Annotated in this window: 22 protein-coding genes; 20 read left to right on the top strand and 2 right to left on the bottom strand. The window is 52.3% G+C overall.

Features of this window, described 5'->3' with window-relative positions:
* Positions 1–141: 141 nt before the first annotated feature.
* Positions 142–852, top strand: coding sequence for a replication initiation protein (locus tag FOT55_RS12750; protein ID WP_128885001.1), 711 nt, complete (start codon positions 142–144; stop codon positions 850–852).
* Positions 853–1,063: 211 nt separating this feature from the next.
* Here FOT55_RS12750 and FOT55_RS12745 read toward each other — a convergent pair whose 3' ends face one another.
* Complete coding sequence (locus tag FOT55_RS12745) at positions 1,064–1,933, bottom strand: hypothetical protein (RefSeq protein ID WP_128885000.1); 870 nt, start codon at positions 1,931–1,933, stop codon at positions 1,064–1,066.
* 885 nt (positions 1,934–2,818) lie between these two features.
* Entirely contained in the window at positions 2,819–3,682 is an 864-nt protein-coding gene (gene repA / locus FOT55_RS12740) for an incFII family plasmid replication initiator RepA (RefSeq protein ID WP_128884999.1), read from the bottom strand.
* Between the two features lie 1,009 nt (positions 3,683–4,691).
* Between repA and FOT55_RS12735 the strand changes: the two genes are divergently transcribed.
* The 19 genes from FOT55_RS12735 (at position 4,692) to FOT55_RS12645 (ending at position 23,522) form a co-directional block, all read left to right on the top strand.
* Complete coding sequence (locus FOT55_RS12735) at positions 4,692–5,171, top strand: transcription termination/antitermination NusG family protein (protein ID WP_128884998.1); 480 nt, start codon at positions 4,692–4,694, stop codon at positions 5,169–5,171.
* Between the two features lie 364 nt (positions 5,172–5,535).
* Positions 5,536–6,516, top strand: coding sequence for a toxin co-regulated pilus biosynthesis Q family protein (locus tag FOT55_RS12730; RefSeq protein WP_128884997.1), 981 nt, complete (start codon positions 5,536–5,538; stop codon positions 6,514–6,516).
* A complete protein-coding gene (gene pilM / locus FOT55_RS12725; protein WP_147823523.1) occupies positions 6,516–6,938 on the top strand; it encodes a type IV pilus biogenesis protein PilM in 423 nt (140 codons plus the stop codon). The genes FOT55_RS12730 and pilM overlap by 1 nt, the downstream gene beginning before the upstream one ends.
* A 21-nt stretch (positions 6,939–6,959) precedes the next feature.
* Positions 6,960–8,591, top strand: a complete 1,632-nt coding sequence (gene pilN / locus FOT55_RS12720; RefSeq protein ID WP_147823522.1) for a PilN family type IVB pilus formation outer membrane protein — start codon at positions 6,960–6,962, stop codon at positions 8,589–8,591.
* A 3-nt stretch (positions 8,592–8,594) separates the two neighbouring features.
* A complete protein-coding gene (gene pilO2 / locus FOT55_RS12715; protein ID WP_147823521.1) occupies positions 8,595–9,893 on the top strand; it encodes a type 4b pilus protein PilO2 in 1,299 nt (432 codons plus the stop codon).
* Complete coding sequence (gene pilP / locus FOT55_RS12710) at positions 9,880–10,452, top strand: type IV pilus biogenesis protein PilP (RefSeq protein ID WP_128884993.1); 573 nt, start codon at positions 9,880–9,882, stop codon at positions 10,450–10,452. Before pilO2 ends, pilP begins: the two co-directional genes overlap by 14 nt.
* A gap of 5 nt (positions 10,453–10,457) precedes the next feature.
* Positions 10,458–11,948: a GspE/PulE family protein gene (locus FOT55_RS12705; RefSeq protein WP_128884992.1), complete on the top strand. Its 1,491-nt coding sequence runs from the start codon at positions 10,458–10,460 to the stop codon at positions 11,946–11,948.
* Complete coding sequence (locus tag FOT55_RS12700) at positions 11,945–13,060, top strand: type II secretion system F family protein (protein ID WP_128884991.1); 1,116 nt, start codon at positions 11,945–11,947, stop codon at positions 13,058–13,060. The genes FOT55_RS12705 and FOT55_RS12700 overlap by 4 nt, the downstream gene beginning before the upstream one ends.
* A 36-nt stretch (positions 13,061–13,096) precedes the next feature.
* Positions 13,097–13,687, top strand: a complete 591-nt coding sequence (locus tag FOT55_RS12695) for a type 4 pilus major pilin (protein ID WP_128884990.1) — start codon at positions 13,097–13,099, stop codon at positions 13,685–13,687.
* Between the two features lie 54 nt (positions 13,688–13,741).
* Positions 13,742–14,227 (top strand): lytic transglycosylase domain-containing protein, encoded by a 486-nt coding sequence (locus FOT55_RS12690; protein ID WP_128884989.1) that lies wholly within the window; start codon positions 13,742–13,744, stop codon positions 14,225–14,227.
* Entirely contained in the window at positions 14,227–14,895 is a 669-nt protein-coding gene (locus FOT55_RS12685; protein WP_147823520.1) for a prepilin peptidase, read from the top strand. Before FOT55_RS12690 ends, FOT55_RS12685 begins: the two co-directional genes overlap by 1 nt.
* Entirely contained in the window at positions 14,892–16,292 is a 1,401-nt protein-coding gene (gene pilV / locus FOT55_RS12680) for a shufflon system plasmid conjugative transfer pilus tip adhesin PilV (RefSeq protein WP_128884987.1), read from the top strand. Before FOT55_RS12685 ends, pilV begins: the two co-directional genes overlap by 4 nt.
* A 25-nt stretch (positions 16,293–16,317) precedes the next feature.
* Positions 16,318–16,776 carry a DotD/TraH family lipoprotein gene (locus FOT55_RS12675; protein ID WP_238476111.1) on the top strand — a complete coding sequence of 153 codons (459 nt, stop codon included), beginning with the start codon at positions 16,318–16,320 and terminating at the stop codon, positions 16,774–16,776.
* Positions 16,773–17,561, top strand: coding sequence for a type IV secretory system conjugative DNA transfer family protein (locus FOT55_RS12670; RefSeq protein ID WP_128884986.1), 789 nt, complete (start codon positions 16,773–16,775; stop codon positions 17,559–17,561). The genes FOT55_RS12675 and FOT55_RS12670 overlap by 4 nt, the downstream gene beginning before the upstream one ends.
* Before the next feature lie 13 nt (positions 17,562–17,574).
* Positions 17,575–18,735, top strand: a complete 1,161-nt coding sequence (gene traJ, locus FOT55_RS12665) for a plasmid transfer ATPase TraJ (protein ID WP_147823519.1) — start codon at positions 17,575–17,577, stop codon at positions 18,733–18,735.
* Entirely contained in the window at positions 18,732–19,031 is a 300-nt protein-coding gene (icmT, locus tag FOT55_RS12660) for an IcmT/TraK family protein (RefSeq protein WP_128884984.1), read from the top strand. The genes traJ and icmT overlap by 4 nt, the downstream gene beginning before the upstream one ends.
* Before the next feature lie 13 nt (positions 19,032–19,044).
* The gene (locus FOT55_RS12655) at positions 19,045–22,275 is read left to right on the top strand and encodes an LPD7 domain-containing protein (RefSeq protein WP_128884983.1); all 3,231 of its coding nucleotides are present in this window, start codon (positions 19,045–19,047) and stop codon (positions 22,273–22,275) included.
* A gap of 8 nt (positions 22,276–22,283) precedes the next feature.
* Positions 22,284–22,763 (top strand): hypothetical protein, encoded by a 480-nt coding sequence (locus FOT55_RS12650; protein WP_238476110.1) that lies wholly within the window; start codon positions 22,284–22,286, stop codon positions 22,761–22,763.
* An 87-nt stretch (positions 22,764–22,850) separates the two neighbouring features.
* Positions 22,851–23,522 carry a DotI/IcmL/TraM family protein gene (locus FOT55_RS12645; protein WP_147823518.1) on the top strand — a complete coding sequence of 224 codons (672 nt, stop codon included), beginning with the start codon at positions 22,851–22,853 and terminating at the stop codon, positions 23,520–23,522.

Raw genomic sequence — 23,522 nt, 5'->3', positions numbered from 1 at the left:
GTTGGAATGGGAAACAGCTAAAGTTTCTATGGGGGATAGCTAAAGTTAATTCAGGTATGGGAATCACCAAAAGTTTGCCTTGACCATGCTATAAAACGAATGTAACTATGGGGTAAATCCAAACCACCCATAGAACAACATATGACTGAAAATAAAGGGATTGTGAAAACCAACAGACCTGCCATTGCTCAATCAAACGAGCTAACGGAAGCTGCCTATTATCTGTCATTACAGGCTAAGCGAGTCCTGTGGTTGTGCCTCATGGAAACTTACAGACAAGACGAGCATCCAGGCACGTTCACTGTCAGGGTCGCTGATTATCAGCGCCTGTTTAAGGTTAGCCAGGCGACTGCAAGCACTGATGTTAGGAAAGGTATTGACGCGCTTTCCAATAGCTCTGTTACCTTTTTCCCATCGGATGGTGAATATGAAGAACGTAAACGCCCCTGGCTTGCTGAGGCAGGCTTGAAGCGAGGAAGGGGTTCATGGAACATAGAATTTAACAACAAGGTAATGCCGTATTTGCTGGACCTAAGCAGTCAATTCACGACCTACAACCTTTATGATTGCGGCCGAATCAACAGTGTGAGGGCAATCCGCTTGTACGAAAGCCTATGCCAGTATCGAAAGTCCGGGATCTGGATCACCACCGCGGATTGGCTAGCCGAACGTTATCAGCTCCCACAGTCACAGCGCGATAACTTCGCCGAGATGAAACGCACATTTATCAAGCCTGCACTGGAAAAGATCAGCAAAGAAACCCCTTTGATGGCCACGATGTCTGAATCTGGTGATGGCAAACTTATTTTCACGATCGTAACCAAAACCCCTGAACCAGCCCATCTACTTTAGCCGTTTCCCACATACTATGGCCTTTAAGAACATGTGCTATTTCCCATACCCTGATAGCACTACTTCAAGAACCTACTTTAGGTGTTTCCCATACCTGAATCTGTCTGGTCTGCCTTCATGCTAAGATCTTATTTGACGACCAAATAAAAAATCCGCATAAGCGGCTTTTCCTTAGAAAGGAAAACCAACATACTGATTGATATCTATTTTGTTAACCTAACAAGTTATTCTGCAAACTTACTTCTGCTTCGTTAATCAACACTTGGATCAATCTCACCAGCTCAAGAGTGAGCTGTTCAGCAGCTTCAAAACTTAACTTTAAAATGTTTATTTGCCCTTCTCCAAGTACATTCTGCAAAGATACCCGGCCAAAGCCTTCTTCATGTCGTCGCTCCCTCAATAACTGCATAATACGTTTAGTCACGATCGTAGTGATATCAGGAAAATCGGGGTTATCAAATACATGGCCATGGTTTTTAACTAAGGTTTCCCAAGAAAAAAGAATGTCGTAGCGTGAGGCAAATCTGGCCTGCTTAGGAGGAAAATGCCATAAAACGATGAACGGCATACCTCTTTTCATACATAATTCAAAATGCCGCTGCCAAACGTCAGGAATTGCCCGTCCTTCGCATAACAGGTAGTAATCAGACGGTTTGAAGGATGTATCGCTATCAACATCTGGCGCCGTCCGCGTTGTTCTGAGTTGAGTTTGCCAATGTTCTCGAAGCATGAGCTCCAGGGGCGGAATTATGATGCATAACCAGCTTAAAGGAATATATACAGCGATCGGCGGAACGGCAGTATTGCGTGCACCTTCTACGAACGGCCGGCAAGTCTCAGCGATCTCTTTAGCCTTTGCGCAGTTCTCGTTCGAAGATAACCAGTCTAAGAACGGAAGCGGCACGACCTGGCATAAACACCCCCAGCTACGCCCATACTTATAGAGCTCCCAGCCAGGCACTCGCAGATAATGACGTTGCACATACAACACCAGTTGCTGCGTCAACTCATCCTGAGACGTTGTTTTAACTCGAAATCTTTTGCGCGGTTTGATAAGTAGATCGATGAACAACGTCGCCATAAATGCCTGTCTGGTTAAGTTAGTTGCTAAATTCCTAATATACTTAAGATTTATCCTGATAGCACCCCAAACCCCTTGAATCAATCGCCAACATACCCTGACTTTGAGCAAGCTCTAAATTTGATTGATCACTTATCGATCAGATTAAGAGGGTAACAGGTAGGCGACAGATGGGCTAAACAGATATCAGCGACAGGTTAGGGTCGCCGGTAGCCCGGCGAAGCCGGTTCGATATTTTCATAGAGCCTCAATCCTCCCCTCGCCCTGCTAGACCGAGCGAGCTTACAGCGCTTCAGGAGCTTCTGTACGCCGTCGGAGTGGGTCCAGCAAGGCTATGCCGCAGCTGGAGCGTATCTCCGCGTTAGCAGCCCGTTAGGGCTGGTTACGGGCGTGTATCTTGTTCTTATCGCTATAACAGCTACGTAGCGGCTTTAACTTATGTTTCTTAATGGGGCCCGTTGCGTAGCAATGGGAGGTACTCGATACCGAACCGGCGCGGGCTATGCCCGCTGCAAGGGCGGACATTTTTTGAGTCTGTCCACAGGGCAGACGATGAATAGGTTTTATTTTTATATGAAGAAAAGAAAGGTCTTTAAAAGAAGAATTCATTAGTTCTTTAAAAGGAACCACGCACCTTAAAACATACACGTTTCGCACTCTATGGATCTATCGATTGTAGCTTTGTGGAACTTTCCCTTGCAGTTATATGTGTATAACTGTTCTGATTACATCAGTTGATTGTCGGTGATAGGTTTTTCTATATTTTCACGCCTACCTAGCGGTGAATAACACGACCACGAGAAGTCGTTTTGTGCAAATTTTCAACAGCTGTGTATGATAGGCGTGACGGGTCCTCCGGCGTCAACCGGATCATAAAAAGGTGGTTCAGGTGGGATCAGGTACCAGGCGGGTGTAGTTTCCCCTAGACATGAGCATGCGCTCTTTAACTCGTCGCTTCACCTCAGTGAAGACTGCAGCCTGGTTGCCAATGAAACGCCCTTCAGCGATCTCACGCGTCAGCTGTCGCTTCACTATGGTTTCAATATCGCGGCGAGTGCGCTCGGCATCGCGGCGAGCTCGAGCGCGACGGAGTCCGTGTGCCTTACGTTCGGACTGATAGCTGCGGAAGCGTTCGCGCACGAACCGCCAGGCTTTTGCGATCAATTCGTCCATTCCAAGGCGTGACAGGTGCTGTTTTTCACGCTGCTTATTTTCCCATTCCACACGACTACGCCGTGCAGCTACAACAGCTACGTCGGAAACGTCTAGAGCAGAAAACAGCGCCGGTGTGAAAGTAATATCGGTCGGGATGTTACAACCTATCTGCGGATCATATTCCGTATGATATGTAATCAGCCCGAGTTCGGACATGAAGAACAAGGCTCGTGTCGCCCGAGTGATAGACAAGTTGCCCTTATGGGACTCCGTGGCTAATCCACATTCGATGGCCAAATTTGTGATAGATCGCTGTACACGATTAGCTAATGGATCATAGTGGAAACACATCCCCTGCAACAGCGCATCAATCGCCCGCCGGCGAAGAAGCGGAGGCATACGGCGGCGCTTACCAAGCGATCGCGCAAAGGCAACGTGCATAGAGAAATCAAAACGGGATGTGAAGCCTTCGGCTTTAGCCATCAGCTTGCGACAGAACGGCAGCGTATTCTTCCCTTCACGCGGTGTAAATTCCGGATTCGGGTTCTTGACCTGCCGATAATGAGTAAATTGGTTGTTCGACTGTTCAGCCACCCTGTCCCGAACTTATGGCGGACAGGTGTTGTTTTCTAAATTGCATGAGTTATAATCTCTCACAGGCCAGCGCCTGCTTTTGACCCCCTGATATCTGACTCTTCCGCCAAGTTGATGACAGATTTCGGGGGGTTTTTGCATTCAGGGTTTCGATAAACCCTCTTCCCTGAGCATTTCGGATATGCTCGATCCTTCCCAACCTGAAGCCTCAGCTACACATTGGATATATAAGCTTGTCTGTTCAGGCAATTATGCCCCTGAAAACAGCATAAACATCCGCAAATACTACTCTATTTTTTCTCTGGTGCAACAAAAGGATCTCTGAAGATCATTTTTTGGGCCCACAGCTCAAATTTTGATGGCTAAGTATACCTGGCAGACAGATCCCTTGCCCAAAGTTGTGCAAACAACCACCAAAAAAATGAAGCAAAAAGCATAGTCAATAGGATTACACCCAAATACAGGCGGCATAAGATGAAAACCACCCAAAATCAGAGCAAAAAACCACCACTCGTTAAAATAGTTAGGATAGTTAATTATTCTGTTTTAAATGCCATATCGATCTAATGATCTGAAAAAAGGATCATTTCCAGATCAATGGTTCAAAAAGTTGAGTTAAACAGAGTTTTTGCTCTGTTTGCACACGCTTTTACAGCATTTCAGATCGCATATAAAAGTATTTACACAATTAAAATTTGCCAATACACTTCTTCGCATACTTTAGTACGGTTCATGTAGAACAGCCAGTCCGCCAACTAGCTTTTCGGTTCCTCGTACAAGTTTTCTTCAGCCTGGACTGCATCTGATAGCATCTTATCGGCACCTCCCTGCCATTGGTGTCGGGTGCAGTCCAGGCTAAAGAGCCATAAGGGAATACAGCAAAAGCTCAATCCCTCTAAAAAAGCGACTGCCAATTGAACCCGCTTGGGATCGATTTTGGCGGAGCCTGCCAAACACCTAACATTCAATTCATCATCTGTAGCTTAACCGTGTACTACGGGAGACTTTCATGGAAGGCTGGTATCTCGCCGCGCTAAAACCAGGCAAAGACAATATATTCAAAGCACAGATGATGCTTGAACGCCGCAACATTATGGCTTTCAGCCCGTTGATGTTTTCTTTTCGCCCTCGAGCTGACCGCCCTGGCCAGCAGAAAAAGGTGATCGAGCCTCTTTTTCCTGGCTATATGTTTGTCTGCTTTGACCCAGAAATTTTCCACTCGTCTAAAGTCGAGTCTTGCCCCGGTATCAGCCACCTTGTACGGTTTGCCGGAACCATCACTCCGATTCGAGAAGCTGCGATTGAAGAAGTAATGGAGCTCCCAGTCTGCGTCCAAGCTTTTTCATCAGAACGCAGGCAAAGGAAGAAACACGTTGCACGTGCGCATCTATCGCATCGTCAGCGCCAACAAATTCAAGCGCTCGCGAATGAGCATGATGGTGAGACGCGTAGCGCAATGCTCCATGCATTTATAGACGCTCTAAAATAGTCCCTCTGTTACAACTCCATAGATAGCTCCTTGCCCCTTCAGGTATCTGAAGGGGCTTTTTTTATGCTGATTGCATCTCAAGCTGAGGTCTCTGATGACACAACGCGCCATGGCTACGCGCCAGACCTATTCCATCGCGCCAAAACATAACAACATGTTGAACGAGCAGGCTGTAAACCTCACCGCGATCCTTGAACGCCCGGTAGCCTGCAGAGACGTTCTTCACGCCATTCTTGAGTTAGCCCATCAAATCGATAGTCAACGGCTGGCTCAGTGCGTACTCGACAAGGTTAAGCAACCTCGTCGGGGGCGCCGTCCACAACCGGTTAACAAGCGTGGAAGCGATTCATAGCGAGGTATAAACGTGAAAAAATGGCTACCCGTCGTTTTAGCACCCGCTGTATTGGGCGGATGCTCTATTAACAACCATTCAGAAAGGTCTGCGATCACTGCCCAGCAGTTAGTAACAACGCTAATCGAAGCGCAAGTGTCGCCTCTACAACAGGCCCAAAATGAGCTGGCTGCGGTGACTCGCGTAAAACAAACAAAAGCACCTGGTAAACAAATCATATCAACGAGCCCTTCTGCACTGGCGGGTCAGAAGTTGAGCGCGTCGATGACAGCACTACGTTTCGTAGGCAATGCACCACCACCTTCGACCCTGGCGGGGGCCGGAAGTGCGTCGTCATTGCGCGATGCATTACGTAAAATTGTGCCGACTGGTTGGACGCTGAGCTTTTCCCAGGACCTTCACCCTGATGAGCAAACACCTCAGGAATGGCGTGGCGGCGTCACCTGGGTTGATGCATTGAATCAGCTGTTGGAAAGACAAGGAAAAGTGGCACTGATTGATACTTCTCTGCACCGAGTATCCATTGCGAACAAAACAGAAGCATTTAAAGTTGCAACTACGATCAAGTCAAAGGCAGTAACCCCAAGCGCATCACCTCAATCAGTAACTCGCGGCCGCAACCCCTTCAGTGGCGGTAAATCGGCAGATTCAAAGCAAGCGGTGACACCAGCACCAACAGCCAATACATCCAAGAAAGTGATTGTCGTCCCTCAAAAGCAACATTGGCGAATAGATGCTGGCAACACGCTCAAAGATACCCTGTTCAACTGGGCAGCCAGCGAAGCATGTAACCAACCGGGGATCTCACACTGGACGGTTGCCTGGTCGACGCCAGTTAACTATCGGATTGATGCGCCATTGCAATTCGAAGGTTCCTTCCGCGATGCGCTAAACAGTCTGTTTACTCTTTATGGAACGGCTCAAGTGCCACTGTATGCAGGCATCCGTCCTCTTCAGTGTGTTATCTCCGTTGATGATAAAGAGGTGCACTGATGATTTATTGGCTCTTTGCCATATTCATAGGAATGATTGTCTGGCTGGATCCGCCACAGCAAGAACCCCCGGTATCCCTAGAGGATCAGACACTTTCCCTGCAGGCGCGCAACACGGTGCAATATCTTAATGCGATAAACGACTGGCGCTATATCCATCCTGAACAAAAAGACGGCGTGATCCCCGATAGCGCCTTTGGCTGGTCATCCGTTGCTGGGGTGCGCAATGTTCTGCAGGCTGACCGTGTGTATGTCTATCAGCCAGATCAACCTGGGTTGATGGCCGCATTGTTGGCGCAGAGCCGACATTCCGCGCTGGTTGGAAAAGTCGTCGAAAGACGACTTATCGACAGCTTTGGTAATGACATGCAGGTCAATGTGCCGGCGAGCATTATTGACGGCAGCCTGGTGTACCTCAACTAATCTCTCCTCATAAGGTTAACAATGAAAAAACACCTCCCCTTGACCGGGGTGGCGGCGACGTTGTGTTTGCTGCTTTCCGGCTGTGCGCCGCTTGAGCGCATCGATAAGATCGATAATCGAGTATCACGGGACGAAACTCAGGCAGATAAGCATCTGCATGCCCTTAAACAAGGCTCTGTGGTGCGGGATTTAACCTCTCAGTGGATCAACCCTTACCCGTTAAATGCTCAGCCTGGTAGCAATAGTTTGCTTCCTCCTTGCGCTGTGGCCATCAATCGCCCAGGGAGCATCACGCTGGCGGAAGTCAGTGCTTTCATCAGTAAGCGTTGTCGCTTGCCGGTGGTGGTGACGCCTGATGCGCAGGCTATATTGGCGCCGACTGGTGGCAAAACTGAGCAGATAAGTGGCCCCATCCCGGCGCCTGACCCAAATGGGCTGGTGCCATTAGCCACGTTGGGCGGTTCATCTGCCCGCGCGGCGCCGGTCGTCAGTGGTGGCACTGCGCTCAGGGGCGTGTTCTGGCAGGGGGAGTTAGGAGGATTGCTTGATAATGTCACCACACGCCTGGGGTTGTCATGGCGTTATGAGCAGGGCCGGATCGCCATTTTCTATCTCGATACCCGGACGTTCCCGGTCATGTTCATGGACAGCAAGGCGAGTTTTGGCTCCAAAACCGTGAGCGGCACCACTTCATCGATGGGGGCGACGGGCGACAGCAGCGGCGGTGGGCTCAGTGGTGACTCTAATACCTCTCAGGCCACTGAAATGGAAATCAAATCCAGCCTTTACGAGGACGTCACCAATACCATTAAGTCGATGTTAACGCCCGGCACCGGCCGCATGAATTTGTCCGCCGGCGTCCTGACGGTGACGGATACACCGCGCGTTCTTGAGCAGATAGGCCGTTATCTGGAAGACCGCAATAAAGAGCTCAACCGACAGGTCGTGCTCAACGTGCAAGTCTACAGCGTCGAAAAACGCACTCAGGATCAATACGGCATTAATTGGAACGCCGTATTCAACAGTGGCAGTGTCGGCTTGTCTCTGACCAATGGATTTACCGGTGCGGCTTCCGATGCGTTGAATGGCGGGGTGTCAATTCTTGATGGCAAAGGGGCGGGCACAAAAGCCTTTATCAAAGCCCTGTCGGAACAGGCGAACGTCAGCGTGATGACAGAGGCCTCGAGCATGACCACTAACCTGTCAGCTGTGCCGATCCAGGTTGCACTGCAGCAGGACTATGCGTCCAACGTCACTACGGAGAACACGGCCAACGTCGGTTCATCGAGCAGTATCACCAAATCCACGATCACCACCGGTTTCAACATGACCGTGCTGCCGTTCCTGATGCCCCAGTCGCCAAAAATGCAGCTGCAGTTTGCGATCAATATGTCAGATGACCCGACCATGCGCACGTTCACCAGCGAAAAAACGTCGGTAGAGTTGATGAAAACACGCCTCAAAACCTTTACCCAGCGCGTCATTATGCAATCCGGCCAAACATTGGTGCTCAGTGGTTACCAATCTCTCAACAACACCGCAAATCGCCAGGGCGTCGGCAGTTTCCGTTTCTTTGGACTTGGCGGCGGCGCCAACGGTGAAAATAACAAAACCATGCTGGTCATTCTTATCACCCCTGTCATTTTGGGATAAGCCATGAAACAACAGACGACCTATACGCTGCAGAATGGGAGCGCCTGGCTTGTGGCCGGGTTGCACTGGCAGTATTTGCCGCTGCGCGGACGCCGCAGCATGCGTTTGCGTGCTAAGGAGGCCAAGGCTACGCATTGGGCAGCATTGCCAACTGGTGACGGCCAGGCACAAGGCACCTTGCTGGGCACTGTTAACCTCGCCGACCAGGCTGCACTAAAAAGAGGCGGGATGGCATCGATGGCATTGGCGGTTCTGCCGGCATTGCCAGAGGCGTGTTATGGCGTTTTCCCGTTATCCAACGGGCAATACTGGTTCGTCGCTGTCAGTGACGGCATGCTTTCCCCGTTCGGTGACATCGTGGGGGATGAAACGGCTATACGCACTGCGGTGTCCAATTTTTTGGCGATCACCTCGGCGCCTGCTGCGGGGTGGATGATATATGCTCCTGGCGGCTTCTTTCCTGGGGAAGACACGGAAGATAAATCGCTCACCGACTTGGTCGATAGCAAGGTCGGTTTGCGCCGGGCCCGGCTGAGTCAGACTCATGACCCGAAGGTGCTGTGGCTTTGGGGCATAGCAGTAGTGGCCCTGGGCGCCGGATATGTGGGTTATTCAGCCTGGGAGAAACACCAGGAAGAGGCGCGCATAGCAGCAGCTCAGGCCGCGCTGATGGCCAGGCAACAGATGGCACAACAGGCCCCGGCCGACAACCTGAAACCCTGGGCTACACAACCGCGGTTTCCACCGATGCTCAGTGCCTGCAGTCGCGTATGGAAAGACGCACAGATCTCTATTGCAGGCTGGGTTTTCAATACAGCAACGTGTGATGCGCAGGGAAAAATCATACTGCACTACACCTTGCCGAACGGTGGAACCGTAGGGGATTTTGCCTTGCGGTTACCCGTGCTCTATGGTTCAGATATTCAACCCGTTTTTAATATTCCCGGTAGCGCAGACGACGCCTCTTTTGCATTACCGGTGCCACTTTCTCCTCCTGAACATCCCGAAGATCTTCTCCCGGGTAGCCAACAAATTCAGCACTTAACCAGTTATGCCCAGCGTATCAATGCGCGCTTGCGCCTAAGCGAAGTAGACGTAAGCACGCAGTTAACACAGGGCGACGTACAAAATCTGCCGTGGCGTACCTACAGCTTCACGTTCATTACTGATATTCCGCCCGATCGGTTGTTTGCACCAACGCGCTTCAACAGCAGTGGAATAAGGGCGTCCAGCATCACGACCACGCTAAAAAACAACCGTCTGGAATACACCATTGAGGGACTTCTGTATGCCAACCGCTAAATCCAGAGTAACGCCCTGGGCGTTGTGCCTAGTGCTGATTGCACCTAGTGTCTTCGCCGCACCGGTCGCTGACATACCGGCGGCCCCGCCCGCTTCACCGACGGTGAAGCCACCCACGACAGCGGATCTTCCTCTGCCGACCACGTTCGCGCGCGCGGAGGCTGGGCTTGCGTTAAATCTTGGGCAACTGGAGGTCATCCAGGCAGAGACAGTGCTGTACGAGCTCCAGCTGGCCAGGGCCAAGGCGCTGAATGAACTGCAAAAGAACGGGTATGACCGTGCACTGGATCAGCCTTTCAACCCGGCGCCACCTTCTCAGGACAACAAATCCGAGGTCAAGGGCGCGGTGCAAGATGCTGCTCCACCGCAGATTGTGGAGATCACCGGAGCGGGTAAAGGATTCACGGCCGTGCTGGCACTCAGCAACGGCAATCAGGTTACGGTGCAGGTGGGGAATCGTATCCCGGGTACGGAGTTCGTTGTTAAACGGATCAACATCAATGAAGTCGTGGTCTCCGGGAAGAACCAAACACTGGTCTCTCTTTCCTTTGCGGGGTAACCCATATGTATGAGAAACGTGGTTCAACCTATATCCATTTAGATCTGGCCAATACCGATGCCCCAACGCTGTATGTATCTGACGCACACAATAATAGTCTGGCCGTCACGTCAGAGATTGCCGGCGCGTTTAAAAAATACCCCAGACTGCAGGTTAAGCGGGTTCAGCTCGACAAGCTGAAAGAGTTGCAGCAAAGCCAGCTCACTGAGAACCCCAACGCTAGCGAATATTCCGTTCAACAGGCGAAGATTATTAGCTTCTTCAAGGATGCCAAGATGAAAGGCGCCAGTGATATTCATCTGCTGATCGGGATGAATGATGTGACGGTGGTGCAGTTTCGTGTTCATGGCGATCTTGAAACGGTGACAACGCTGGATTGCGCGGAAGGGATGACGCTGGCGTCAACGATTGTGATGTCGATGTGCGATGTGGCCGAGAAGAGTTTTAACCCCAATCGCGCTCAGGATGGGCGGGTGCGTAAAGAGTTTCTGCAAGGGCTTCAGCTCTTCGGCGCGCGTTATGCACATACGCCGGCAGAATTCGGTCTGTATGTGGTCATGCGCATTTTACCCGATGAGGGTAAAACGCCGCCTACGCTGGACGAACTGGGTTTTCTACCGGAACAGCAAACCCTTATTCGCCGTATGCTGGCGCGCCCTGAAGGCGTCATCACCCTGTCCGGCCCAACCGGTTCCGGGAAAAGTACCTCCCTACGTACATTCAGCGAAATGTACCTGTCGTTTACCGGGCATCGAAAACGACTGATGACACTGGAAGATCCTCCGGAAGGGTTGATTATCGGGGCGGTACAAACCCCCATCATTGCCGATAAAAACGATCCGGATGCTGTTAGCCGTGCCTGGGTCAGGTCTATTTCTGCCGCATTACGGCTAGATCCTGATGCCATGGTTGTCGGCGAAATTCGTGATGCCAACTCGGTTAAGTCTGCGTTGACGGCGGCCAAGTCAGGACACCTGGTGGAAACCACGCTGCATGCGAATGATGCGGTCGGCATTCTTGATCGCCTGACCGATACTCTGGGTATCCCCATGGGCCAGGTGGCCGACCCTCAAGTCATGATTGGCTTAATCGCGCAGCGGCTGGTGCAGCTGTTGTGCCCTCACTGCAAGAAACGCTGGGAGGCGGTCAGAGCAAGTCTGGGAGAGGAGAAAAGAGCGCTGCTTGAACGCTTTTGTCAGGTCGAAAAGCTGGCTTTTCGCCATCCTGCGGGATGTGAGCACTGTTACAAAGGCGTAATCGGCCGGCGGGTCATTGCTGAAGTCATTCGTCCCGATGCCAGATTCATGGAGCTGTTTCGCCATGAGGGCAAACTGGCTGCGCGCAGTTATTGGGTGAACAAGCTGGGCGGTATCACGCGCGGTCAGCACCTGATGCGTTATCTCAATGAAGGATTGGTCGACCCGATTGATGCGGACTATATCAGCCCGCTGGACGAGGACAGCCTGACATTATTACCCCCGGAGGCTGCATCATGATTTCCCGTTTGCGCGAACGGTTGACGGCGCTACGGGACAGGATGCCGTCATCGGAAACAATGAATGAAGCGGTAGGGCGCTGGTTGGCGCAAAAGACGTTCTCAACCGCTGACCGCCTGACGCTCTACGAGGATCTGGCTTTCCTGCTCGACAACAACCTCAAAGTTGAGAAAGCCATCAATTCAATGATAGGGAGCTTCGGCAAGAAACGCCCGCCGGTGGTCTATTGTCTGGAGGATATGCTCAGTGCCCTGCGTCAGGGTCGGTCAGTCGACCAGGGATTGGCGTCCTGGATACCCAGGCAGGAGGCCGCCATCCTCAGTTCCGGCGTTCAGGACGGCAACCTGGCTGCTGCCTTATACCGGGCGATCACCGTGGTGCAGGGCATGGCGAATATGAAATCAGCATTGGTGTCCACGTTGGCCTACCCGATGCTGTTGCTGGCAATCTCGTTTGCCATGATGAAGATGGTCACAGTCTATTTCCTTCCCCGCCTGGAGTCATTGTCTGGCCGAGATAATTGGACTGGGGCGTTGTGGTGGCTCAGCACCATCTCAGAATTCTTTGCCAATCATGCAATTATTCTTGGTGGGTTGATACTCCTGCTGATTGGCTTCGTCGTTTGGTCAATGCCGAACTTGACTGGAACGATGCGGCAGCATGTTTTAGATCGTCTATTGCCGTGGAGCGTGTATCGCGACGTGCTGGGAGTGGGTTTTTTACTTAATTTCAGTGCGTTGATGCGTGCTCAGGTGAAGACGGAGGATGCCATCGACATGCTGAGCCGTTATGCACCGCCCTGGTTGTATGAGCGATTGGCCGCTACCCAGCGTCAGGTTAGGCAAGGTGACCACCTCGGGTTGGCGTTGCGCAATGCCGGCTACGGATTCCCCTCCCCGCGTGCTATCGACAAACTGGTCCTGCTGACCGACGGCGATAACGCTGAAATCATTATTGAAAATTTTGCACGTGCCTGGCTTGTGCAAACTGTAGCCCGGATCAAGCGGACGGCGTCTTTGCTTTCTTACATCGCATTGGGCACCAACGCTGGCTACATGATCCTGATCCTTCTGGCCACACAAAACCTCAACGACCTCGTGGGCACACGCTAGACCGTCCACTCTCTACGATACCTAAAGGAAATAGTAATGGAACTCACGCAAAACACTCGCTCGGCTGTCAACCGTGGTGCAATAACTATGATTGAAGCAATGATCTGGTTTGTTATTGTCCTTGCTGTATTGGCTGTCGCTATCACACAAGGTGGCGGTCTGTTTAATCGTAACGATGGCAACACAGAGTACAGTAATGCTGCGGAGCTCATGACCAATACCCGCGCCATGTTGAAAACATCCGGCATCTATAATTTTGCCGCCGCTGACGCCATGACCGGTGCGCTGATCCAGTTCGGGGGGGCGCCGGCCAACATGTCGGTTGTCGGTACCAAATCCTCGGGTAGCGCCAAGTTGCAAAACCTGTGGGGGGGCGCTGTCACCGTGCAACCCGTGGCAACGGCCGGTGGGCAGAAATCCTCCTTCTCTCTGACTTACGCGGCCGTTCCTCAAGAGGCGTGCATTACTCTGGCCACCAAACTGAGTGCAGCGCCGAGTGTTGTTACCACCATGGTAAACGGCACATCGACGAATGGCGCGATCGCTGCCAGCGCCGTGGGGGCGCAGTGTACTGCCGATAAAGGATCTGTTGGTCAGAACACCCTTACCTTTACCAGCAACACCTGATGCCCATCCTGCCGGCAACGTTCTGTTGCCGGCCTCCATCTGGAGTGCATTCTCATGTTGTCTTCCTTTCAACGAGCCCTGGCCTGTCTGGCGCTGGGCTGGGCACTATTTTTCTCGTTGCCGGCACAGGCGTTCTGTTTTAACGAGGCGGGTGCGCGCTATAAAGTTGATCCTTTATTACTTCGCTCAATGGCGACTGTCGAAAGCAGCCTAAATCCTCAAGCCATTGGAAAAAATCGCGATAAAGCAGGACGAGTTACCAGCCGTGACTTCGGGCTGATGCAAATCAATGACCGACATATTCCCCAGCTGCGTGCGCTGGGCCTCATCCGCAGTGAGCAGGATTTGCTGACCAACAGCTGTCTCAACGTGCAGATCGGGGCCTGGATATTGGCAAAGCACCTCAAACAATGCGGGGTAAATTGGCAATGCCTCGGCTCCTATAACGCCGGATTCGCAGATAACAACGGTCCGAGGCGTATGATTTACGCGCGGAAAGTGTATGCGATGTACATGAAACTGAAAGGAGGTGCTGCCTGATGGCTTTGTATCTCCTGAAGTTCTCTTTGCTGATGGTATGCGCCAGCGCCACTCTGTTTATTGGCACCCTGCCGTTGGTTCATCGAGCGAAAAAATTCTTGCTTGAACATGATGGTCCGCCCCTCACTCGGCTGCAGATCAGAGGCGTCACAATAGTTTTCGTCGGCACCGGTACTGCACTGATCGCAACAACGGCCCTTGTGGGCCATCCCTGGTTAGGTACCGTCAAAATTCTGGGGCTGCTGGCCTGGGGCATTCCCATGGTACTGCTCGATTTACGCAATTACTGGCTACCGCTGCGATATACCTCGGGTTTTTGGCTGACAGGTCTGCTGTTTACCGTGATGCCAGGAAGTGCACTTACCCTGACTGAGGCACTTACAGGCAGTATCGGCATGTTTTTGTTCCTCTATGCCTTTCACTACGGCGCCAAGCATCTGCGGGGTGAAGAAGGGTTCGGCATGGGCGATGTGCATTTGATCGCCGCGCTGAGCGCCTGGTTTCCCTGGCAGCTCGCCAGCGTGCTGAGCGGATGTGCATTATTGCTGTTTATCGCAGGGGCATTACTGATGAACAAAAAGACTCAACCTTATGCTCCCTGGCTATTCATGTTACTGGCGGTTGTAGCCAGTAGCTCCCCTCAATTGCTCTCTTCAGGTGCCCTATGACTGCTGAAATTGCCACTCATCGTATCAACCGTGGGGGTGCGCTGGTTTCTATGGCCATCGTTCTGGCGATCGTGTTGATTGCCGCTCCTATTGGGCTGGAAAGATATTCGAACTATATAGAAGAACAAACATGGGTCGTCACCGCGACGCACCTGAGCACAGTGAGCCAAGGAGCTCGTCGATACGTGAAAGATAACTACGACACCTTGCTGAATCAGGTCAAAGGGGGCGGCAACGTCACGCTAACCGGTCAAACCCTACGCGACAAAGGATATTTGCCGGCAGGGTTTTCTCTGACCAACAACAACGCCCAAACCTATATTCTTGCCGTGACACGCAATCCTTCGCAAACCGACAAACTGGTCGCCTTTGTACTGACTGCCGGCGGTCAAAATATTACGTTCAAGGGCCAACGCTATATCGCTCAGAACACGTCTGGCTTGGGGGGGTATATCGAACCCGTCAATGTTGCCAACGGCGCCGGCGGAGGCTGGCAGGTCAACCTGTCTAATATGGGACTGAATGGCCAAAGTGGCCATCTGGTTGCGTATCTGACGTCGGATATATTAGACGGAGGCACTGAAGAGAGTGACCGTCTATACCGCTATCAAGTCAACGGGCGACCAGACCTAAATAAAATGCACACCGCTATAGATATGGGGGGGAACGATCTAAACAGTGCCAATAACGTTAACGGGAAAAGCCTGATAGCACGGGAAAACGTCTGGTCAGACGGCTGGATTGGCGCCAACGGGGATGTCCGCTCTAACGGGGGCTGGCTTATCACAAAACACGGAAAAGGTTGGCTCAACGAAGACCACGGCGGTGGCCTTTATATGGACGACAACGACTGGATCAGATCAGTCAACAATAAAGGGATCTACACCGGTGGCCAGCTCAAAGGCGGAACGGTTCGAGCCGATGGACGAGCCTCAGTAGGCGAATATCTACAGCTTGATGGCCAAGCACAAGAGAACACCGGTTGTTGGCCAAATGGCTTGGTTGGCCGCATGCCTGACGGAGGTCTGCTTGTCTGTCAAAACGGTGTCTGGCGCGGCACAGGGAAAAGCAACGGTGCTTATCAAAGTCTGGGCTATCACGAAGGTATTTTCTCTGGCTCGAACCAAGGGGCATCGACGCTTTGGATCATCGCGAGCGGGGGCCAATCGCCCAAACGATGGGATGTTGAGGATGGCAGTTGCATTAACACTTATGCTTTAGAGGCAACCGTAAACGGCATGAATGTTGCCAGCAGCATTAACAATAACGTCCAATGGGCGAAACAAACTTCCATTACCTTCGCCGTTCCGGCGGGTGCAAGCTACAACGTGATCTCCAACCCTTTACCAGCTCATAGCTGCGGGCCGGGCCAGTTTAACGTTCTCAGCTATCAATAATTCATATCTCGCAGGACATCCTCTCATGAAACGTTTACCTATGATCGCCGCCCTGTTCGGTTTAAGCGACTGCGTCTGTACGCCAGCGCCGCACTCTATTGTCACTCCAACAGCGGCCGTCACTCCCGCGGCGCAGTCAATCCAGAACATCACAGCGACGCTCTATCAATCTGAGGCGCTGAACCAAGTGCGCCCAGTTTTATTCACACCCAAGATCACCGCCAATTCACAACGCATTACTGTCGATTGGGATGGTGATGCCATCGAACTGCTCAGCCAACTGGCTCACATGCGCGGCTTGTCATTCGCCTATACCGGCGTGCGACTTCCGTTGCCACTCACATTGCATGCCAGCGACGTCACCTTCGAACAAGTACTCCGCCTTGTGCGAACGCAAATAGACTGGCGGGCACAGCTTGAACAGCAATCGCATGAGCTGCGTCTGTTCTTTATGTTGCCCCTTAAAAAAGGAATGCCAGCATGAAAAAACTCGCTCTTGCCCTCGGGCTGGGGTTGCTCAGCACGGCGGCCGGTGCGGCCGTTCTGGAAGGGGGCCCGCCCCCAGATATCGGGGCTTACTTGTCGCCAAAGGCACCGGATAAACATGGATTGAACGACACTCTCTGGCAGCTGATGAACGAAGCTGGGCAGACCGTGGGGTTCCGCGGCGGCAAAGCGCAGCGCGCCTGGGAGCTGCAGCAAGCTTTAAACGCCCAAAACGACGCACTGAACAGAATGTACACCTTCGCACCACTGATTAGCCGTCAGGGTTGGTTACCGCCGGTCATAGTTGCTTCAGAATCGTTGGCACACATTACTGACAGGCAGATTCGCACAGCAAATAAGACTTACAGCATCCTGCTCCCTGAAAGGTTCGTCAGTAATCCGCCCACCTGGCGACAGTATTTGCTGGCTGGGTTGACTATCAATACTGATATTCCCACTGACATCCGCCCAAAGAACGGAAATGAAGAAGCGGTGTGGCGCGCGGCGGTAGAAAAAGGTTGGCAGGACGGGCGCGAGAGCGCTGATCGCACGCTCGAGAGCAATTTCAACCGCCTGACGCGCGATTACACCGGCATGTTGCGTTACACCACGCTGCTACAGCAAGGGATCATTACCCCGCCGGTCGTCAGTGAACAGCTGCAGACAGTCACGGGTTCCCGCGACAAGGTGACGATCGGTGATCGTACCCGTGAGCTCAAACAGCACGCTGGATTCGAGCTGGATAAAAAGCGCTGGAAGCCAACGGTTAACACCCGACAATAAAACAGGAGCATTGATGATAGCCCTCACCGATTTTGACTTCAGCGGGGGGCTTACCCCCGACAGACTCCGTGAATTTTTCATCCATTGTTACCGCCATAAAGTTTCCGATATCCATCTGCAAAGCGGCAGCAAAATCGTCGTGGATCATCATGGCCGTAAGGTTACCGCCAGTCAGTTCCCGCTGGATCACGCCAAACTGTTACACCTGATCGACAGTATCTATACACCTGATATCAAGGCCATGGTGCAAAGCGGCCAAGGCGCAGATCGGCCATTACAGCTCGAAGGTGACAATACTGGCCGGTACGGGCTGGCGCGCGGGGAGCGCGTCCGTTTTCGCAGCAACTTCATTCAGGCTACGATTGGCGCGCTTAATACCGCTATGGCAGTGACGCTGCGTGTCATTCCAACCGCCATCCCCCCATTGGACAGCCTGGGATTGGAAGACGACCTGCGCCAAAACCTGTTGCCCCTCGATGGCCTCGGTTTGGTTTGTGGCGTGACCGGCTCAGGTAAATCAACCCTGTTGGCGTCGATATATCAGCACTACGGAGAAACTCACCCGCACGGGAAATTGGTGACCTACGAAGATCCGGTCGAATACCTTTTCGGTGGGCCTACCTGGCAGCTACGACCCCAGCAGTCGGAAATCGGCCGGGACGTTCCAAGTTTTGCCCACGGGCTCCGTCTCTCATTACGCCAGGCACCGACCCTTATCGGGGTTGGTGAAATTCGTGACCTGGAGACTTTGCAAGCAGCAGTAGCGTGCGCCCAGTCCGGTCACCTGACACTCAGCACTTTGCACGCATTTTCTCCTGGCCATGCATTTTCTCGATGCATCCTAATGGCGCCGGCCGATGCTCGCGAGCAAGTCGCCTTCGACCTTCTCGATGCATTACGTTTCCTGATCGTTCAGCGTTTGCTGCCGACCACCGACGGTAAACGCCAAGCGGTTCGGGAATACGTTCTGCTTGATGAAGCATGGCGCCGAAAATTGGGTGAAGTTCACTACTCGCGCTGGCCAGAAATGATTAACGGTGAACTTGCTGCGCGGGAACATCGCATTGTTGACCACACATGGCGACTGTTTACCGCCGGGCGTGTTGATGAAGAGACCGCGAAACAGGTCATGGGCTATCCGCTGTTTACTGCGAGAAACAAGGAGGGTTCATGAGCAAAAACAATTCCCCCTGGATCGACAGCGGTGGGAAAGACTACTCACCCTGGCTCGACAGCGGTCGGCCGGCAACGATCCTCGGTATTCCCGTTCTGGTGTACCTGTTGTTCCTGCTTTGCGCCATTTGGCCATCCATGATGACTTTCATGTTCTGCCTGCTCGCACTCGGCATTTACAAAATTTTGTCCCTGTTCGGATTAACCCCAACGGTGTTGTTTCAGCGTCTCCACCACCTACTCCGCGGAACCTCAGTTACCGGCCGTCCCTGGTGGTATCGCAAGTTTTTCGAATAAGTAAGGAAACCTCATGATAGCTACCGAACCCACCTATTTGGTGATCCCCGTTGAACAACGCAAAGAAGCGTTTCGCGCAGCGGGAAAACTTCCGGATGGGGGCAACGCCCTCACCTTCGATAACGAAGCTAAATCCTGGTATGCCAACCCTGGGGCTGACCTCAGCAAACTCGCTAAGTGGCGCATCGATCCCACACTGGCCAAACCTGAAAAGCAAGGTGATGCAAAAAGGGAGTTCCAAGATTTTATTGAGTCTCTAGGCGGCGTCTTTGATAGACGAAACATGCTGGAAATGGATGGCAAGACACACCGAATTGCTATGCAGGACGACAAGCCGGGAAAAAAATCCGGTGTGTACGTTGGTCACCTCAACGGTTTTATTAACGGATGGTTCGCCGACCACAGAGACGGAGGAATGAGGCACACTTGGTCATTGGCTACGGAAAAACCCGATCCGGCCGTTCTGGCGCATCAAAAAGCGCTGGCAGCACAAGAACGCTACAAGCGTAACGAAGAAATAAAAAACGAACAAAATGTTGTCGCTAAAACCCAGAGTCGCATTTACGCACAACTCTCACAGGCCAGCCATGATCACCCTTATCTTCAACGAAAAATGGTCAAAGCATCTTCGGGAGTGCGCCTCGATCGCCAAGGTAACCTGAAAATTCCCCTGTGCAACGTCGACGGTGAGATTCGTTCTCTTCAAACCATAAAGCCGGACGGCGCCAAGATGTTGACCAAAAACGGTCAGAAAGAGGAATGTTTCTTCGTCGTCGGCGGTACGCTTAAGAATGGCTCCCCCATTGTTATGGCAGAGGGATACGCCACCGCAGCCAGCGGCGCAATGGCACTGCATCACCCAGTGGTAATGACCGTCGACTCCGGCAACTTGGTTAAAGTCGCTGGCGCGCTGAAAAATAAATACCCCGATAGTCCCATGATTTTTTTAGCAGATGACGACTTGCCTAAGCCGAAACGTCCGGGAAATCCAGGAAAAGAAAAAGCAGAAGAAGCCGCGGCACTAACCGGTGGCATGGTTCTATTACCAACGTTCAGCCCGGAGGAACGCCGGCAGGAGCTAACGGACTTCAATGATCTACATATTACTCACGGACTGGCGGCACTGAGCGAACAGCTATCCCCGGTGCAGGCAATGCTAAAACCAACTCATCAACAAGAGGCAACCATGCCAAATACTCCGGTCGTACCAGAGATGACCAACCCGGAACCAGATCATGTGGCTAACGACACAGAAATCGTAGCTATTCCGCCAGTGCTTACCGATGAACCTTCTGAACCTACACCTAACGTCGTTGAATCAGCATCAGATCAGGTATTGCCCGATCACGTCACTGCCAATGTGCCAAACGAGTTCACCGACTACAGCCATATAGCAGACGCCGTCATGGAGAATGAGGCTCTTATAGAAAAATCAAAAACGGCAGAAATTGCCCCTATCGTTATTCCATCTCCTCCTTCTGTAGATGAGCAGCCCGCATCTAGAGATCACAAAGAACCTGTAAATCCGACAGCTTTTGCACCTATTTCCAGCTCGGAGGCAGAAGACTCCGTACCGGAGAAACCCGTTTCTTTTGCCAGTCGGCTGGCGCCGCGACCTGCAGTAGAAAAAGAACAGGCTGATCCAACTTCATCTTCTGCAGAAGTCGACGGTATCCACATTGAGACGCCTATTGGTAGCCAGACGCGCGCGGCGAAACCATTAGATCTGGATGCCTTAATGCAACAGATCACTCATGAAATGGCAGCAGACGGTCGTTCAGTGAAATATCTTTTTGCCGGCGAAGCGGCGTTTGTTGACCACGGTGATCGCTTGTTGATGGCGACTGCCCAAGCCAGCCAGAACGACGCCATGATCCTGAGTGCTCTGTTGGTTGCGCGAGAGCAGTACCGTGGTCGTATTGAACTCACCGGCAGCGACGAATTCAAACAACGTGCCATCACATTGATTGCGGAATACAACCTCGACCTCAAAATGAAGAACGCCCAGCAGCAGGTGATGCTTGAGGAAGCAAGGCAGCGCCTCACCGACGAACCCGCCCCCGCTGACAAACCGTCACCGGCGGGATCACCGATATCCGCGATTGTCCCTGAAGCAGCGGAACCCAATAAATCCTCCGTTTCGATGCAATCAGCAAACGCCTTGCCGCCAGAGCTTCAACCGGTATCGCTGCCACAAGAGGCGGCGCAAAATGCCAGTCGTGCTGAAGGCGAAGCGGGATTGACCGGCACATTACTCGATCATGGACAGGCCAAGTACAACTTCGATAACTCTGAGAGTAATAGTTACTACATCAAACTGCGTACAGCAGACGGAGAGAAGTTTGTCTGGGGCAAAGAACTGTCTCGGGTAGTACCGGAGAGTGGCTTGACCAAAGGCGATATCGTCACGCTAACCTGGCTCGGCCGCAAAGAGGTCACCGTAGAGGCAAAAATGCGAGACCCACAAGGGAAGGTAGTGGTAGACAAACACGGCGTAGAACAAACGGAGCAGATCACCACGCACCGCAACCATTGGGAAATAAAGCCGGCTATCGACCCCTCATTATTAGTTCGGAACGAACAGCAGTTGGCGCCGCCGGCGGCGCTGCATGCTTATGATATGACGCATTATCACGCACTGCAGCAACAGGTGATCCAGCTGGCAACCGAGGCAAAACTGCCTATTCCTCCAATGCCAACACTGCAGCACGGACTGGTCTGGTTAAAACCTAATGGGGAAGGTACCGAACCTCCGTCAACACGTCCTGCAGTTACACCTCTACCGGCCCACACCCAGGATGCAGGCACCGCGCTAATTAAAACACTGGATGCGGAGAAACAACTCAAATTGCTTCTGATCAAAGGGCTCGGCGACTATGTACAGGGAATGGTGAAATATCAGGATGCATATCACCCAGTACTCGGCAAACTTTGTACTCATACCAATGGTCATCGCTATTTGACGCTCAACATTATCACTCCTGAAGGCCTAACACCGATCGGTCATGGTAATGCCATCAACAATGAGGAAGGTGCTAGCAACGCTTTTGTGTTCAATCTCAAAGGCGAAAAAGAGCGGTTGTATGCCCCTCTCGTTGAGCCGGCAAAGTGCCCGCCGGCGCTGCATAAACAATTGGGGTTCACGCGCGAGTACACGCCTCCGGCGCACACCCCGCAGCGCCGGGACGACGTGCCGGAGAATACAGTCAAACCCGCAACCGCATTCCCTCGCCCAGGGGCATAGGAGCTCTCATGATCCGTCAACTTTTCCTGGTCGCATTATTAATTGGCAATGTTTCTCTATCGGCGCACGCCGCCAACTGTCGGGCGGTATCTGCCGCGCAGGTGGGTGCGCAAGCGGGCTATGAAAGAGATCGTAAAGCTGCCGAGGCCTGGTCGCAGCGTGAAAACCAGGTATCCGGTGGCTTGCAGCAATGCCTGGGTAGTATCAGCACGGCCATAACAGTACCGACATTTGGTGATCTCAGTGGGATCCTCAATGGCATCAAGGACAAAGTTTGCCGCGCGGTACGTGACAAGATCCAATCTTATATACCCAGTAAAATAGACCCATGGGGTGACCTGTCGTCCCAAACTGGCGGTTTGGTGACAACCCGTTCGATGAACGCGGCGCCAACCTACACGCCAACCACCTACAGCCAGTCTGCTACTGTCGCGCCAACATCGGCCGGCAACAGCGGCAATTCCGATGGGTATATTTTCTCCCGATAATCCACCGCGCATTCGCGCGATGTTCAGCCATAAACGCGATCCCCCGTCCAGTTCACCTGCGACGGGGTTCACCCGTGGACAGTCACCATGAAAAAGCCAGTTACCCCGCCTGCTTCTGCAGGTGAAGCGCCCTACGCAGCTGCCGTGGCGCAGCATATTGCCAGTCAGCTCAACGCCGATTTTGCCCGTCGTTCTCTGGCGGTTAACTTGTGGCAAAGCGTCACTCTCGTCGTATGTGCGTTTATTATCGCCATACTGGCGTATGTCGCCTTACACCCTCCAGTGAAGTATTTCGCCACACAGGATGGGCAGATCACGCCGCTTTATCCCACTGATCAACCGGCCTATAGCGATATCAACGTGACCGACTTTGGCGCACAGGTATTGCGTGAGGCATTTACGCTCGATTTTGTGCATTATCGCAGCCAGATGAATGCGCTACAGGCACGTTTCTCAGACGATGGATTCCGCAGTTATTACACCGCCCTGACCACCTCCAACGTTTTGACTGCAGTGAAAGACAAAAAGATGAACATGTCGATTATGACCTCCCCCGGCGTAATGGTTAGCAAAGGAACGCTCGAGAACGGCATTTATGCCTGGAAGATCCAATATCCGATAAAACTCAAGCTCACCGGCCAAGTGACATCGTTGCCCGAACAGTCATTTGTGATGTCACTGCTTATCCAGCGTACCGACCCCCGTCTTAAACACACCGGCATGGAAGTGTCCCAGCTCATTACTTTCGAGGCTAAATAA

Origin of the sequence: Serratia bockelmannii (genome assembly GCF_008011855.1) — a bacterium.
Lineage (GTDB): Bacteria > Pseudomonadota > Gammaproteobacteria > Enterobacterales > Enterobacteriaceae > Serratia > Serratia bockelmannii.
This window is presented reverse-complemented; position numbering and strand designations above follow the sequence as displayed.